The sequence below is a fragment of the Candidatus Tectomicrobia bacterium genome, from assembly GCA_016192135.1.
Taxonomy (GTDB): domain Bacteria; phylum UBA8248; class UBA8248; order UBA8248; family UBA8248; genus 2-12-FULL-69-37.
Map to the genome: position 1 here is coordinate 70,117 of JACPUR010000019.1, position 14,965 is coordinate 85,081.

Annotated in this window: 13 protein-coding genes; 4 read left to right on the forward strand and 9 right to left on the reverse strand. The window is 70.4% G+C overall.

All coding sequences use genetic code 11. From position 1 onward, the window contains the following. Window positions 1-77: 77 nt before the first annotated feature. The 3 genes from HYZ11_08995 to truD form a co-directional block, all read right to left on the reverse strand. Entirely contained in the window at window positions 78-503 is a 426-nt protein-coding gene (locus HYZ11_08995; protein ID MBI3127725.1) for an arsenate reductase ArsC, read from the reverse strand. Window positions 504-694: 191 nt separating this feature from the next. After that, the gene (locus tag HYZ11_09000; GenBank protein ID MBI3127726.1) at window positions 695-1,600 is read right to left on the reverse strand and encodes a complex I NDUFA9 subunit family protein; all 906 of its coding nucleotides are present in this window, start codon (window positions 1,598-1,600) and stop codon (window positions 695-697) included. Continuing rightward, complete coding sequence (truD, locus tag HYZ11_09005) at window positions 1,597-2,931, reverse strand: tRNA pseudouridine(13) synthase TruD (GenBank protein ID MBI3127727.1); 1,335 nt, start codon at window positions 2,929-2,931, stop codon at window positions 1,597-1,599. The genes HYZ11_09000 and truD overlap by 4 nt, the downstream gene beginning before the upstream one ends. A gap of 203 nt (window positions 2,932-3,134) precedes the next feature. Here truD and HYZ11_09010 point away from each other — a divergent pair, with 203 nt between their 5' ends. From HYZ11_09010 to HYZ11_09020, 3 genes are read left to right on the forward strand one after another with little or no spacing between them, the layout of a single operon-like run. Continuing rightward, window positions 3,135-3,647 (forward strand): hypothetical protein, encoded by a 513-nt coding sequence (locus tag HYZ11_09010; GenBank protein MBI3127728.1) that lies wholly within the window; start codon window positions 3,135-3,137, stop codon window positions 3,645-3,647. Window positions 3,648-3,674: 27 nt separating this feature from the next. Then, a complete protein-coding gene (locus HYZ11_09015) occupies window positions 3,675-4,292 on the forward strand; it encodes a hypothetical protein (protein ID MBI3127729.1) in 618 nt (205 codons plus the stop codon). Between the two features lie 39 nt (window positions 4,293-4,331). Continuing rightward, window positions 4,332-4,955: a hypothetical protein gene (locus HYZ11_09020; protein MBI3127730.1), complete on the forward strand. Its 624-nt coding sequence runs from the start codon at window positions 4,332-4,334 to the stop codon at window positions 4,953-4,955. A gap of 150 nt (window positions 4,956-5,105) precedes the next feature. Here the strand turns inward: HYZ11_09020 and HYZ11_09025 are convergent, their stop codons facing one another. The 4 genes from HYZ11_09025 to gyrA form a co-directional block, all read right to left on the reverse strand. Next, window positions 5,106-5,846, reverse strand: a complete 741-nt coding sequence (locus tag HYZ11_09025) for a DUF3800 domain-containing protein (protein ID MBI3127731.1) — start codon at window positions 5,844-5,846, stop codon at window positions 5,106-5,108. 8 nt (window positions 5,847-5,854) lie between these two features. Beyond that, on the reverse strand, window positions 5,855-6,748 hold the full coding sequence (locus HYZ11_09030; GenBank protein MBI3127732.1) for a sulfurtransferase: 894 nt from the start codon (window positions 6,746-6,748) through the stop codon (window positions 5,855-5,857). A 265-nt stretch (window positions 6,749-7,013) separates the two neighbouring features. Beyond that, entirely contained in the window at window positions 7,014-8,336 is a 1,323-nt protein-coding gene (locus tag HYZ11_09035; protein MBI3127733.1) for an SUMF1/EgtB/PvdO family nonheme iron enzyme, read from the reverse strand. Between the two features lie 3 nt (window positions 8,337-8,339). Next, window positions 8,340-10,784: a DNA gyrase subunit A gene (gene gyrA, locus HYZ11_09040; GenBank protein ID MBI3127734.1), complete on the reverse strand. Its 2,445-nt coding sequence runs from the start codon at window positions 10,782-10,784 to the stop codon at window positions 8,340-8,342. 196 nt (window positions 10,785-10,980) lie between these two features. On the opposite strand from gyrA, the gene HYZ11_09045 reads away from it, so the two are divergent. Beyond that, the gene (locus tag HYZ11_09045) at window positions 10,981-11,412 is read left to right on the forward strand and encodes a cytochrome c (protein ID MBI3127735.1); all 432 of its coding nucleotides are present in this window, start codon (window positions 10,981-10,983) and stop codon (window positions 11,410-11,412) included. Window positions 11,413-11,587: 175 nt separating this feature from the next. On the opposite strand, the gene HYZ11_09050 is transcribed toward HYZ11_09045, so the two are convergent. Beyond that, window positions 11,588-12,298 carry a cytidylate kinase-like family protein gene (locus tag HYZ11_09050; GenBank protein MBI3127736.1) on the reverse strand — a complete coding sequence of 237 codons (711 nt, stop codon included), beginning with the start codon at window positions 12,296-12,298 and terminating at the stop codon, window positions 11,588-11,590. 102 nt (window positions 12,299-12,400) lie between these two features. Beyond that, entirely contained in the window at window positions 12,401-14,947 is a 2,547-nt protein-coding gene (gene gyrB, locus HYZ11_09055; GenBank protein MBI3127737.1) for a DNA topoisomerase (ATP-hydrolyzing) subunit B, read from the reverse strand. Window positions 14,948-14,965 lie beyond the last annotated feature (18 nt).

Here is a 14,965-nt window from a genome sequence, read left to right on the forward strand (position 1 = left end):
CCAAGACCCGGCCTCCTCTGAAGGGCGGGGGCCGGCGGCGCCGCGCCCGGCCCCCTTTCCGCTCTTACGCGCACTCCCTACCCCAGCCCCTCCGGCAGGCTCTCGACGAAGCGGCGGATCTCGTCCCGCACCCGGCGGTAGTGGGCGAGGGCCTCCTCCTCCGACCGGGCGCCCTCGGCGAGGCGGGGCGGGTCGTCGAAGCCCCGGTGCAGGACGCGCGCCCCGGCCGGGAAGACGGGGCAGGTTTCGTGGGCGTGGCCGCACACCGTCACCACCCAGTCGAAGCGCTCCCCGGCGAGATCGTCCAGGGTCTTCGAGCGCTGGCCCGAGATGTCCACCCCGGCCTCGCGCATCACCCGCACCGCCCGGGGGTCGAGCCCTTTAGCGAGCAGGCCCGCCGAAAAAGGCTCGATGGCCTCGCCCTTGAACACCCGGGCGAAGCCCTCCGCCATCTGGCTCCGGCAGGAGTTGCCCGTGCAGAGGAAGAGGACGCGGGATTTCATGGGGATCGATCCTCGCGTGCGCCGCCGTGAATTTGTAGGGGCGAGGCACGCCCCGACCCTGCGTAACCGGCCATCCGCCTCGATGAGAAATGCGGCCCCTACGGAATCTGCGCCGGGCCCCTCTGTAGGGGCGGTTCGCGAACCGCCCCTACGAAGTCCTTGTTCCGGCACGTCTCCAGCCTGGCGCGGCCTCACCCCCTCCCGAACCGCTCCCTCAAATAGTCCTCCAGCGCTCGGGGCTCGAAGCCGAAGGCGCGCTTCATGGGCCCGGGGTCGCAGACGTTGTCTTCGGCCAGCATGGTGATCTGGTCCTCGGTGAAGGGGGGCTTCACCGGCAGGAGGTTGAAGAGCTTGGCCTGGAGCCGGGCCACGGGCTCGGGGATGTGGGGGAAGAACCGCCGCTTGCCCATCGCCCCCGCCACCATGCGCAGGAGCTCCTCCAGGGAGTAGGCGCGCTCGCCCCCCAGCTCGAAGGCCTGGCCGGCGGTCTCGGCCTTCGTCAGGGCCCCGGCGAAGCAGCGGGCCACGTCCTCCACCCAGATGGGCTGGAGCCGTCCCCGCCCCGCCCCGATGACGGGCACGGCGGGGGAGCGGCGGGCGATGCCGGCGAAGACGTTCAGGAACTCGTCGTTCTCCCCGAAGATGATCGAAGGCCGGAAGATGGTCCATGGGATGGGGTTCCCGCGCACGAGCTCCTCGGCCGCCCACTTCGTCTGCTGGTAGTGGGCGGGGGCGCCCGGGCGGGCCCCGAGGGCGCTCATGTGGAGGTAGCGCTTGACCTTGGCCCGCTCCGCCGCGGCCAGGACGCGCCTCGTGCCCTCGACGTGGATGGCCTCGTAGCCGGGCGTCCCCTTCTCCACGATGACGCCGACCAGGTGGACCACCGCCTCGCACTTCGACATGAGCTCGGCGAGCTGGTCCGGGCTGCTCGCGGTGATGTCCCCGCGCACGGGGTAGACGCCCTCCAGGGCGGTGAGCCGCCGCCGGTGGGCCTCCGCGTCGCGCGAGAGCACCCGGCACTCGTGCCCCGAGAGCGAGAGATGGCGGAGGACGGCCCCCCCCACGTAGCCCGAACCGCCGGTGACGAACACTTTCATGCGCCGGTGTCTCCTTGGCCGATGGTTCCCCGGGTCCAGCCGAGGCGCGCGCCGAGGGGCGGCTCGTGCTTCGCCGCCTCGCGCAGCACCTCGGTCGCGTAGGCGCCGGGGGGGAGGACGAAGCGGAGCCGGAGGTCCTCCCCCTCGCGCCGGATGTCGAGCTCGCTCAGCCTGGCGCGGTAGGCCCGCCGCGCCCCGCGAAGGCCCATCCGCGCCAGCCCCGCCGCGGCCCCCGCCGGGTCGAAGCCCAGCCGCCGGGCCGCCTCCGCCTCGATGGCGGCGGGCTCCCCGCGCGCCTCGAGCATCTTCTCCCCCGCCAGCGGCCCGGCCGGGCTCAGCTCGAAGCTCAGGAGGACCTCCGCCTCCTGGGCGGGATCGCCCACCCGGCGGGCCTTGCCCGAGCCCCCCGGGAGATGGCTCACCGCCACGTCCCCCGGCAGGAGCCGGTCGTGCAGGCCGCGCCCGAGGCGCAGGGCCAGGCAGGCGTTGAACCAGGCCGCCTGGAGGGCCGAGCCGTAGAGCGCCCGCTCCCTCGCGGGGATGGCCCGCACCGCCTGCCCGGGCTTGGCGCCCCCGGCCAGGCGGGCGAGGAGCCGCCGCTCGGCCTCCCACGAGGAGGGATAGAGCGCGAGCGCCCCGGCGTGGTCCCCCGCCTCGAACCGGCGGGCGGCCTCGAGGAGCCGGGCGTCGGGCCCCTCCATTCCCTCGCCCCGGAACCGCGCGGAGCCGAGCAGGACCGCGAGGGCGGCCTCGTGATCCCCCATGGCGAGGGCGAGGCCCGCCTCGGCCGAGTGGCCGTGGGCCCCGAAGCGCTGGGGGCCGAAGCCGTTCGGCACCCCCCGCGCCGCGAGGAGGGCGAGGCACTCGCGCGCGCTTTGCTCGCCCTCGGGCGTGACGCTCACCAGCCGGATGGAGAAGCGGTTGCCCCGGAGCGCCCCCCGCCTGAGCTTGGCGCGGCCCCGGGCCGCCTGGAGGACGCGAAGGCCCTCCCCCGGCTCCGCCCCGGCCAGGCGCGCCTCGGCGTCGCTCCCGCAGCGGAGCGAGATCCACTGGCGCGCCACGGCGCGGGCGTCCTTGAGGCCGGCGTAGCCCGCCTCGCCCTCGGGGACCCCGGCCAGGCGGGCCAGGCGGCGCACGGCCTCGAGCGTCGGCAGGCCCCGCTTCTCTATCCACAGATACAGATGGTCGCCCGCGCCCCCGGGCGGGGCGAGGGGGATCTCCTCGACCTCGAAGTCCCCGGGCGCCGGCCGGCCGCCCTCCGGGACGCCCCCGCAGCCGGGGATTCCCGGGGTGAGGTAGGCGCCGCGGACCTCATGCTCGCTCTCGCGCATCGCGGGCATTATACCGGGCGGGGGATTGGAGGCCAGCCGGGGGGGGGCGCGGACGGCATGGGCCTTCGCAGGGGCGGTTCGCGAACCGCCCCCGCGGATGCAAACGCGCCCTTCCTGAATCCCGGGTTTCGATTGCGGATTTGGGGGATCGGCGCTAGCTTTCAGGCGCCTCTTTTCCCGCGCGCGAGCCGAGGAGCGAACCCATGGGCGGCCTGTTCGACCGGACCACCCTCGGGCTGGCCGCCATCGCGGCGGTCCTCTACTTCCTGCTCTACCGCCGGACGGGCTTCTTTCCCCTGGGGACGGCCGGGAAGGGCGCCCAGCTCATGGCGGCCCTCCTCCCCCGGATGGTGCTCGGCATCCTGGTGGGGGTGGCGGTGGCGGAACTCCTCCCGCGGGAGGTGATCGAGGGCTGGCTCTCGGATCGCTCGGGCTGGCGCGGCCACGCCATCGGCTGGACGGCCGGGATCGTGGCCCCCATCGGGATGCCCTACGTCCTCTACCCTCTCGCGGCGGGGCTCATGGCGGGGGGCGCGGGGGTGGGGCCCATCGTCACCTTCCTGACCGCCTCGGCGCTCTTCGGCCCCATCCGGGTCATCACCTTCGAGCTGCCCATCCTGGGGGGCGGGTTCTTCGCCCTGCGGCTGCTGTGCGTCTTCTGGATGCCCCCGGTGGCGGGCTACCTCGCCCAGGGGCTGGCGCGCTTCGTGCGCTGACCCATTCTCGCTTAGGAGCGGAACGCTATGGACTGGAACTCGTGGGCCGGAATCGCCGCCATCGCCGGCTTCGTCGCCGTCGCCGCCCTCTTCCGGCGCTGGAACACCGACCGGAAGATGAAGCCCCTGCGCGCGGTGTTCGACGGGGGCCAGTACGAGCGCAAGGGCATCGGGCTGGGCGAGACCCGCTACGTCGGCCGCTACAACGGCCGCCGCGCCGTCATCAACTACGATCCTCCTTCCCCCGGCAAGGAGGGGATGCTCTCCCTCGAGCTCGCCTGCCGCATCCCCTGGAGCTTCTACGTCCGCGTTTTGAAAAAGCAGCGCCTCATGGGCTGGATGGCCAAGAGCGGCCAGAAGCTCGAGCTGAACGACCCCGCCCTCGATGCCCGGCTCGCCCTCCACTCCGACACCCCCGGGCCCGCGCTGCGCTGGTTCAACGACCCCGAGGTGAAGGCCCTCGTCGCCCGCTGGATCACCGAGGAGGACGCCGTCTTCATCGCCCAGCGCGAGAGCAACGATCTCAAGGAGCGCGCCCTCGTCGTCCAGTACTCCTACATGATCCCGCTGCGCACCGAGGAGAACATGCGCCTCCTCCTCAACCGGCTCGAATGGCTCGCCCTGAAGGCCGAGGCGGCGGGGTAGGCGAGAGTGCGGGCTTTCTTCCCGGCGGGAGCGGACTCGATGGGCTGGGACTGGACCTCGCCCGAGGACCTTCTCCTCTTCCTCGGCCTGATGATCGCCTTGATCTTCTTCCGCGCCTGGAACACGAACCGCAAGATGCGGCGCCTGCGCGGCCTCTTCGACGGCGGCCGGTACGAGCGCAAGGGGACCGGGATCATCGCCACCCGCTACATCGGCCGCTTCCGCGGCCGGCGGGCCGTCCTCTCCTTCGACCCCCCGGGCTGGGGCCGGCCCGGCAACTTCGACATCGAGGTCGCCTGCCGCGCCCCCTGGGGCTTCTACGCCCGCACCCTCCTCCGGGAGAAGATCGCCGGCTGGTACAGCGGCGCCGGCCGGGAGGCGGACCCCGGCGACCCCGAACTCAAGGGCAAGCTCGCCTTCCACTCCGACACCCCCGGCGCCCTCGCGAAATGGCTCGGCGAGCCCGAGGTCCGGGCCCTCGTCACCGGCTGGCTCCTCGGCGGGGATGCCGTCTTCCTCGCCCTGCGCGAGAGCCGCGACCTCAAGGAGCGCGCCCTCCTCGCCGCCTACATCACCCGGCTCCCCGCCCGGACCGAGGCAGAGGTGCGCCCCCTCCTCGAGCGGCTGGCCCGGCTGGCGGAAAGAGCGGAGGGGGTGGGGTAAACTGTATATCCCTACACTTTCGGCCGTTCATTTATTGGGCGAAACCAATCATATTGACAAAATTTCGACCACTGTTCATATTGCATATGGGACTGGGGGCTGTTCCCGGTCGGCGGCTGGCTCCGGTGTAAATCGGGGCCTTTCGCTTTCTTAGGGGAACACTTTTAGGCCCCATCCATTCACAACCCCGCTTGGACTCCGGCGAAATTTGGTTTCGATAATTTCGTAGGCCCGATTAGCTTGCGCACGGTTCAGCACGTGGCGCCCAATGGGCCGGACCGTTAGGTCTGCCAATTGCAGGCCTGTTGAGTTAACCCGCTTGTCAGCAAAGACAATCTCAAAGCCTGGCATCGCACCCCATTGGTTGTCATCGTCACGAACGCGCCGAAAAGCCAATTCCAGGGCGTCGTCTTCGCCGTGGCCTCGCTTTTCCACGACAATGTGTGTTTTCTTGAGGTGCTGGCCCCTGTCTCTCAAAAATGCATACGCCCGTTCCATGCAGAATTTGAGGGCGATTTCGTATGGATTGTCGGGATGTCGGTACCGGCCTGTCAGTCTCTGCTTGTCAATCACGGCCGCGATGATGGTGAAGTCCGCCGAACGAATAATTTCGTTGAGCCCGTCCATAAAAACAACTCGTTTGCTTTCGCTTTTCAGAAAAACAAATGGGGGTTTCTGCTTCCGCATGTCATGCTCGTGCAAGACGACCAGATCATGTCCGAAATGCTGGAACTTGAATTTCTGCACCGCCGGCACGACAGCCGTGAGGTAATGGTCTTTCCGGAAAATGCAGAAATCCAAAACGAATATGGGAAAATCCCGGTCGACAGCATCCAAGCTATGGTCGCCGCTCTCGTCCGCATAAATGATGAACTCGCCAAAGTTCATCATGCCCCCCCTCACCCCCTCTTCGGCACCACAATCGGCAGATCCTCCCTGTCCCCCCACTCCTTCCAGGAGCCGAGGTAGTTGCGCACCCGGGGGTAGCCCAGGAGCCGGTAGACCAAGTAGGCGTGGGCGGAGCGGTAGCCGCCCTGGCAGAGGGGAACGATCTCCTTGTCGGGGGTGAAACCCCGGGGCTCGAGGAGGGCGCGCAGCTCGGCGGCGGGCTTCAGGGCGCCGTCCTTGGCGATGAACTGGGTCCACTCCAGGTGCCCGGAGCCGGGGATGGCGCCGCCCCGCTTGGCGCGCACGTTCTCGGCGTACCACTCGCCGTCCGAGCGGGTGTCGTGGACGCGCACCCCCGTGTCGCCCAGGTGCTCCAAGATGTACTGGGCGCTCGCCAGGCGGCCCTCGACGGGGGGCTTGAGGTGGCTGGCGAAGCTGGTGCGGAGGATGGCCCGCTCGCCCGAGGGGGCGTCGAAGGCGGTCTGGGCCATGGGCCAGGCGTCCCGGGTGAGGGGATGGCCGGCGGCCTTCCAGGCGTCCAGGCCCCCGTCCAGCACGTGCACGTCCTCGTGGCCCAGGTACTCGAGGAACCAGAAGCCCCTCGCCGAGCGGAAGCCCGTGTTCTCCTGGTAGAAGACGACTGTCTTGCCGTAGTCCACCCCGCGGATCTCCATCAGGTAGGCGAGCATCCAGGTGAAGGCGGCGAGGGGCCCGGGCCGGGTGTCGTTGAGCGAGATGCCGTAGATGTCGAGGTGGGCCGCGCCCTCGATGTGCCCGGCGCAGAAGTCGGGCGCGGGGCGGGTGTCGATGAGGACGAGGCCGGGGCCCTTCCGGGCGCCGATGCGCTCGCGCAGCCGCTCGGGGGTCCAGGCCAGATCGGGGTTGGCGTAGCTTTTGTCCGCCATTTCGAGCGCCTCCGGTGGGGGCCGTTGTAGGGGCGACCGGCCGGTCGCCCCTGCGGAAACATTTCGATACCTCCAGTGAACAAACACGAGGGGCGGGTTTGAAACCCGCCCCTACAGAATCTCTCGCCCCGGGGAAAAACGCTACGCCACCCTCTCCCTCTGGGAGAGGGTAGGGTGAGGGCAAGAACCACCGGGCAAAGAGATTTCCCCCTCACCCCAGCCCTCTCCCAAGGGGGAGAGGGAGCAAAACGCGACAAGGAGAATTCTATCCCTTGGGCGCGTCCTTGGCGCAGCGGAAGCCGTAAGCGGGGAGCCTGCGGTCCGGGAGGTCGCCGGTGCGGCTGGTGGCGGACATGGCCCACCGGCCGTTCACCCAGGAGCCGCCCCGCAGGGTGCGGTAGGTCTTGCCGTTCCGGGCGACGGGCCGCCCCTCGCCGGGGGCGCGGTGGAAGGGGTCCTCCACCCATTCCCAGACGTTGCCCGCGAGGTCCTCCACCCCGTGGAGGCTCGCGCCGTCGGGCCGGCGCCCCACCGACTTGGGCCCGCCCGCGTTGGGCACGAGGCCGAAGACCACGTTGCGGTCCTCGAACTTGTTGCCCCAGGGATAGAGCCGGCCCTCGGCGCCCGCCCGGGCGGCGTACTCCCACTCGGCCTCGGTGGGGAGGCGCTTGCCCGCCCACCGGCAGAAGGCGCGCGCCTCCTCCCAGGTCACCCCCACGACGGGCAGGGCGTGGCCCGCGAAGCGCGGGGCGTTCCAGAAGGGGGGCTCCCCGGCGGGGGTGGCCCGCACGAAGTCGCCGTACTGGGCGTTCGTCACCTCGAGCTTGTCGAGGTAGAAGCTCTTCACCTTCGTCTTGGGCCCGCCCCGGCGGCCCGGGGGGGCGCCCATCTCGAACTCCCCTCCCGGGATGAGGGCCATGTTGCCGGTGTTGTCCGCCGGGGCGGCCGCGGGCGGCGCCTCGGGCTTCTCCTCGGGCCCCTCGCCCGAGCCCGGGACGCGCGCCTGGAGCGAGGGCTCCCAGAAGGAGGCCTCGCCCGGCCGCCCGGCTGCAGCGGGCCGGGGCGCGGGGAGCCCGCGCCGGGCGAGCTCGCGCAGCCGGTCGTCGATGTTCGCGAGCTCGGGCCAGCGGCGCCGGTCGAGCGAGCCCAGGAGCTCGCGGGCCCTCACCCGGTCGCCGTAGCGGTAGTAGAGATAGCCCAACCCGCGCCGGGCGCTGCCGTCCCCGGGGAAGAGCTCGTGGGCGCGCAGGAAAAGGGGGAAGGCCTGGTCGGGCCGGTCGGTGTCGTAGAGGGTCCAGCCGAGGCCGGTCAGGGCGTGAAGGTAGCCCGGCGCGAGGCGCAGCGCGGCGAGGAAGTCGCGCTCGGCGGCCGCGAAGTTCTCGGTGCGGTAGGCGCGCTCGCCCCGGTCGCTGAGCTCCACGGCCTGGAGGGGGACCTCCGCCGCCGGCGCCTCCTGGCCCTCGGGCGCGCGGAGGGGCTCGGCGGCCCGGGGGGCGCGGGCGGCGGCCCGCCGCTCCTCCGGCGGGGCGGCGGCGCAGCCGGCGAGCAGGAGCCCGGCGAGCAGGAGGAGGGCGAGGCGGCGGCCCACGGCCTACTTCCCCTCCGGCACGGCGCCGTTCCCGTTCTCCTCGATGCGGCCGAGGGCGGCCACCTTGTCTCCCTCGTGGAGGTCGATGAGGCGCACCCCCTGGGTCGCGCGCCCGATGAGGCGCACGCCCTTGGCCGGGAGGCGGATCATCTGGCCCTTCGTGGTGACGAGCATGATCTCGTCCTCGTCCGCGACCCGGCGCACCCCCACGACGGGGCCGTTCTTCTGGGTCACCTTCATGTTGATGACGCCCTTGCCGCCCCGGTTCGTGACCCGGTAGTCGTCGACCGGGCTGCGCTTGCCGAAGCCCATCTCGGTGGCGGTCAGGATGACCTCGCCCGGGGCGACGATCTCCATGCCCACGACGTAGTCGCCCTTGCCCAGCGAGATGCCGCGCACGCCCCGCGCCGTGCGGCCCATGGGCCGCACCTTGGCCTCGGGGAAGCGCAGGGCCTTGCCCAGGCGCGTGCCGATGAAGACCTCGCGCGTGCCGTCGGTCTGGCCGACGCCGATGAGCTCGTCGCCCTGGTCGAGGGAGATGGCGATGATGCCCCCGGCCCTCGGGTGGCTGAAGGAGGTGAGCTCGACCTTCTTGAGGACGCCCTGCCGGGTGGCCATCACGATGTAGCGATCGGGCTCGAACTTCCGCACGGCCAGCACGGCCGAGACGCTCTCGCCCGGCCCGATCTGGAGGAGGTTCACGATGGCCTTGCCGCGCGCGGCGCGGCCGGCCTGCGGGATCTCGTGGACCTTGAGCCAGTGGCACCGGCCCTTGCTGGTGAAGATGAGGAGGTAGTCGTGCGTCGAGGCGATGAAGAGCGCCTCCACGAAGTCCTCCTCCTTCGTCCCCATGCCGATGACGCCCTTGCCCCCCCGGCGCTGGGAGCGGTAGAGGCTGATGGCGTTGCGCTTGATGTAGCCGGTGTTCGAGATCGTGACCGCCATGTCCTCCTCGACGATCATGTCCTCGAGGGAGATCTCGCCGGTCTCGTCCACGATCTCGGTGCGCCGCGGATCGGCGAACTTCTTCTTGATCTCCAGGATCTCGTCCTTGATGATCTGGGTCTGGAGGGCCCGCTCCACCAGCACGCGCCGCAGGTGGGCGATGGCCTTCTGGAGCTCGGCGTACTCCTCCTCGATCTTCTCGCGCTCGAGGCCCGTGAGGCGCTGGAGGCGCATCTCGAGGATGGCCTGGGCCTGGATCTGGGAGAGGCCGAAGTTCGCCATCAGCCCGTCGCGCGCGGCCTCGGCGGTGCGGCTCTTTCGGATGAGGGCGATGACGCGGTCGATCTTGTCGAGGGCGATGCGGTAGCCCTCGAGGATGTGGGCCCGCTCCTCGGCCTTGCGCAGCTCGTAGCGGCTGCGCCGGAGCACCACCTCGCGCCGGAAGCGCAGGAAGTGCACCATCATGTCCTGGATGCCCATTACGCGCGGCTGGTTGTTCACCAGCGCGAGGAGGATGACGCCGAAGGTCATCTGCATCTGGGTGTGCTTGTAGAGCTGGTTGAGCACGGCCCCGCCCACCGCGTCGCGCTTGAGCTCCATGACGATGCGCATGCCCTTGCGGTCGCTCTCGTCGCGGATGTCGGAGATCTCGCGGATCTTCTGGTCGCGCACCAGCTCGGCGATGCGCTCGATGAGGCGCGCCTTGTTGAGCGCGTAGGGGATCTCGGTGACGACGATGGTCTGCCGGCCGGTGCGGGCGTCCACCTCGAGCACCGCCTTGGCGCGGAGCTGGAGCTGGCCGCGCCCCGTGGCGTAGTAGTCGCGGATGCCCTTCTTCCCGTAGATGATGCCCCCCGTCGGGAAGTCCGGCCCGGGCATGGCCCTTAGGATTTTCTCGGGGGGCGTCTTCTCGTCGTCCAGGAGGAGGATGAGGGCGTCGACCAGCTCGCCCAGGTTGTGGGGCGGGATGTTGGTGGCCATGCCGACGGCGATGCCGGTCGAGCCGTTCAGCAGGAGGTTCGGCACGCGCGCGGGCAGAACGGCGGGCTCCGTCCGCGTGTTGTCGTAGTTGGGGACGAAGTCGACCGTCTCCTTGTCGATGTCGACGAGGAGGTTCTCGGCCAGCTCGGTCATGCGCGCCTCGGTGTAGCGCATGGCCGCGGGCGGGTCGCCGTCCACCGAGCCGAAGTTGCCCTGGCCGTCCACGAGCAGGGCGCGCAGGGAGAAGTCCTGCGCGAGCCGCGCGAGCGCCGGGTAGACCACGGCCTCGCCGTGCGGATGGTAGTTGCCGCTCACGTCGCCGCAGATCTTGGCGCACTTGCGGAAGGCCTTGGTGTGCGTGAGGCCCAAGTCGTGCAGGGTGGTGAGGATGCGCCGCTGCACGGGCTTCAGGCCGTCGCGCACGTCGGGAAGGGCGCGCGAGATGATGACGCTCATGGCATAGTCCATGAACGACGTGCTCATCTCTTGCTCGATGCTGACCGAACGGAGATTGTCCGCCATGCTCTCGCGATTCTCCATGGGGCGGCCCGGATCGGGGGACCGCCGGCTAGGCGCTTGCGCTCCGGCTGTGGGAGCTTCGGGCGGGATGCCGCCAGACCTTTATTTTACTATGAAATCGCCCAAAAATGCCATGAAAAACAACCACTTAAATGCGGCCCGGGGCGCCTCCGCGCGGCCCCGCCGCCCGGGAGGGACCATGCCGCCGAAACCCCGCTCCGGCCGCCCCCGCGCGCGGGCGCTCGCCGTCCTGCTCGCCCTCTTCCTCGGGCTGTCCGCCCCGGCCCGGCCCGCCCGGGCCCAGGACGTGATCGATCTGATGAGCCAGATGGAAAAGGCCTACCTGGCCCTGATCCAGCAGGTCCTCGTCCTGCCGATCCAGAACCTGGGCGACCCCCCCTTCGCCGACGCGGCCCAGACGGCGGCCCGCATCGCCCAGATCGCGGACGGGGTCGCCAAGTCCAACGCCTTCCCGGGCGACCAGGGCTTCCTCAAGCGGGCGGAGGAGGCCCGGGCCGCGGCCCGGGAGGCGGAGGCGGCCGCCCGGGAGAAGCATCTGGCCGGCGCGGCCGCGGCCCTTCTCAGGCTGCACGGCGCCTGCGCCGCCTGCCACAAGGACTTCAGGTTCTAGCGCGGAATCCAAGCGCGCTGTTCGCTCCGTGGGACGGCCTTCCCCTCTCCCTCCTTCCGAACCGGCGGGCCGGTTCGGGGATCCGAAAAGACGGGGAGAGGGGAGCAGAACCTGCCGAAGAACAGGCGCCTGGGTGAACGGCCTGTTCAGGCTTCGCATCCAGGCGCGCCCGCGCCTAGGCGTATCCTTTCTCCTTGAGGGCGGCCGCGATGAGGCCGGCCATCTCCCCGACCGTGTTGCGGCCGTTGTTGAGCACCAGGTCGTAGTGCTCGGGGGCGGCCGCGTCCTTGCCCGTGAAGTCCCGGACGAAGGCCTCCCGCGCCTCCTCCTCGCGCAGCGCGACGGCCTCGGCCTGGGGGAGGCCGATCCCCCGGGTGCGCGCGATCTTGCCGGCGCGCCAGCCGAGGGGCGCCACCAGCCGCACGTGGTAGCCCCGGGGCGCCTCCGCGCAGGCGATGACGCCGCCCCGGCCGAGCAGGATGACCCGGCCGGCATGGGCCAGCGCGAGGAGCGCCCGGACCAGGGTCTGGTAGGCCTGGTACTCCGTGGGCCGGTTGCCGAGGAGGACGCCCACCGTCTGCTCGATGAAGCCGCGCCGCTCCCGCGCCAGCGCCTCGACGAACTCGGCGGAGGCGCCCTTCTGGGCGGCGACGGCCTCGATGATGTCCTTCCCCATGACCACCCAGGGAGTGGGCCGGGCCGAGGCGGCGTTCAGCCGCGCGGCCAGCGCCTCGGCCAGGGGGGCGCCCTCGCACCCGTAGGCCCGGGAGACGGTGACGAAGGGCCCGGGCTGGACCGCCTTCTCCTCGCGGGGGCTGGCCGCGTGGGCGCGGGCCTGCCAGGTGAGAAAATTCTCGATGCTCGAGGGGAGGGGGCCAAAGGCCATGGCGCTGCTCCTCTGTGCCGTCCTCGCGGACGGGCGGGCCTGACCGTGGGCCGAGTGGGGTGACGCGGAAGGCCGGGCCGGCGCGAGGGCGCGGCGCCCGGGCTAGACGTCGAGGTTCTTGACCTCCGGGGCGTGCCGCTCGATGTACTCCTTGCGGGGCTCGACGGCGTCGCCCATCAGGGTGGAAAAGATGTCGACGCCGCCGATCAGGCCGGCATCCTCGGCGGACACCTGGAGGAGGATGCGCTTGGCCGGGTCCATCGTCGTCTCCCAGAGCTGCTCCGGGTTCATCTCCCCCAGGCCCTTGTAGCGCTGCACGGCGAGCCCCTTCTGCCCCAGGGCGCGGAAGCGCTCGAGGAGGTCCTCGCCCCGGTTCACGTCCGCCTCCTCCTCGCCCGCCTTGATGGTGAAGGGCGGCTCGCCCAGGCTGGAGAGCGCCACGTTGGCCGCGCGGATGCTCTTGAACTCGGGGGACTCGAGCAGGAAGGCGTCCACCCGGGTGACGAGCTCCCGGTCGGCCTGGCGGGTGCGGAAGAGGACACCGCGCAGCTCGCCCGTCTCCTCGTCCTTGCGGATCTGGGAAGAGGGCTCGCCGTCGCCGGGGTGCTCCTCCTTGAAGTAGCGCTTCACCATCTGCTCGATTTCCTTGAGGCCCTTTTCGTCGGAGAGTACGGCGGGCGAGAGGCCGTTGGGGACGATGCCGCTCTCGTCCGCCAGCAGGCGCACGATGCGCCCGTCCATGCCGCGCCGGGAGTAATGCGCCATGGCGGCCTCGGCGCCCGCCAAGTGGAGGAGAAGCTGGCGCAGGGCCTCGCCCTTCACCCCGGCGGAGGGGGAGTCCTTCTTCGCCTTGGGCGCCACTTTCGCCCTGTCGGCCTTCTGGCTCTTCTTGACGGCCCTCTTGTGCGGGACGCCGTTCCGCGAGGCGGCCACCTCGGCCTCCTCGATTGCGGCCGAGATGACGAAGTCCTCGTAGGAGCGGTCGTCGCGCAGGTAGAGCTCGGACTTCCCGCGCTTCACCTTGTAGAGGGGCGGCTGGGCGATGTAGAGGTGGCCCTGATCGACCAACTCCCGCATGTGGCGGAAGAAAAAGGTGAGGAGCAGGGTGCGGATGTGGGAGCCGTCCACGTCCGCGTCCGTCATGATCACAATCTTGTGGTAGCGGAGCTTCTTGAGATCGAAGTCCTCCTTGATGCCCGCGCCGATGGCCGTGATCATGGTGCGGATTTCCTCGTGCGTGAGCATCTTGTCGAGCCGCGCTTTCTCCACGTTGAGGATCTTTCCCTTCAGCGGGAGGATGGCCTGGAAGTTCCGGTCGCGGCCCTGCTTGGCCGAGCCGCCGGCGGACTCGCCCTCAACCAGGAAGAGCTCGCAGCGCGAGGGGTCGCGCTCGGAGCAGTCGGCCAGCTTGCCCGGGAGGGAGGCGCTGTCGAGCGCGCCCTTGCGCCGAGTGAGGTCGCGCGCCTTGCGGGCCGCCTCGCGCGCCTGGGCCGCGTTGACGGCCTTCTCGACGATCCGCCGGGCGACGGGCGGGTTCTCCTCGAAGTAGGAGCTCAGGCCCTCATTCACCACCTGCTCGACCAGGCCCTTCATCTCGGAGTTGCCCAGCTTGGCCTTGGTCTGGCCCTCGAACTGCGGGTCGGGCAGCTTGACGCTCAGGATGGCGGTGAGGCCCTCGCGCACGTCCTCGCCGCTGGGCGCGGGGTTGTTCTTGAGGAGGTTGTTCGCCTGGGCGTAGCGGTTGATGCTGCGCGTGAGGGCGCTGCGGAAGCCGATGAGGTGCGTGCCCCCCTCGACGGTGTTGATGTTGTTGGCGAAGGCGAAGAGCGTCTCGTTGTAGCCGTCGTTGTACTGGAGCGCCACTTCGATGATGGTGCCGTTGCGCTCGCCGCGGACGTAGACGGGCTTCTTGTGGATGGCCTCGCGCGAGCGGTTCAGGTGCTCGACGAACGAGACGATGCCGCCCTTGTATTGGTACTCCTCCTTCTTACCGGAGCGGGTGTCCTCCAGGGCGATCCTGAGGCCGCTGTTCAGGTAGGCCAGCTCGCGCAGCCGGGTCGAGAGCACGTCGAAGCTGAACTCGAGCGTCTCGAAGATCTGGGGGTCCGGCTTGAAGATGACCGTGGTGCCGCGCGACTGGATCTTGCCCTCGCGCTTGAGCGGGGCCTTCGGCACGCCGCGGGCGAAGGAGATCTTGTGGACGTGGCCGTCCCGGCGGATCTCGCAGTGCAGCCACTCGGAGAGGGCGTTCACGCACGAAACGCCTACGCCGTGGAGGCCGCCCGAGACCTTGTAGGCGCTGTGCTCGAACTTGCCGCCCGCGTGCAGCTTGGTGAGCACCACCTCGGCCGCCGAGACCTTCTCGGTGGGATGGATGTCCACCGGGATGCCGCGCCCGTTGTCGCGGACGGTGACGGAGCCGTCCTCGTTGATGGTGACCTCGATGGCGTCGCAGTGCCCCGCCATCGCCTCGTCGACGCTGTTGTCCACCACCTCGTATACCAGGTGGTGCAGCCCCGAGGGGCCGGTGCTGCCGATGTACATGGCGGGGCGCTTCCGGACGGCCTCGAGGCCCTCCAGGACGCGGATGTCCTTCGCCGCGTAGTCGGCGCTCGTGCGGGAGTTTTCGGCCTTCGTTTTCGCTGCCATTCCTCTCCTGCGTCCTTT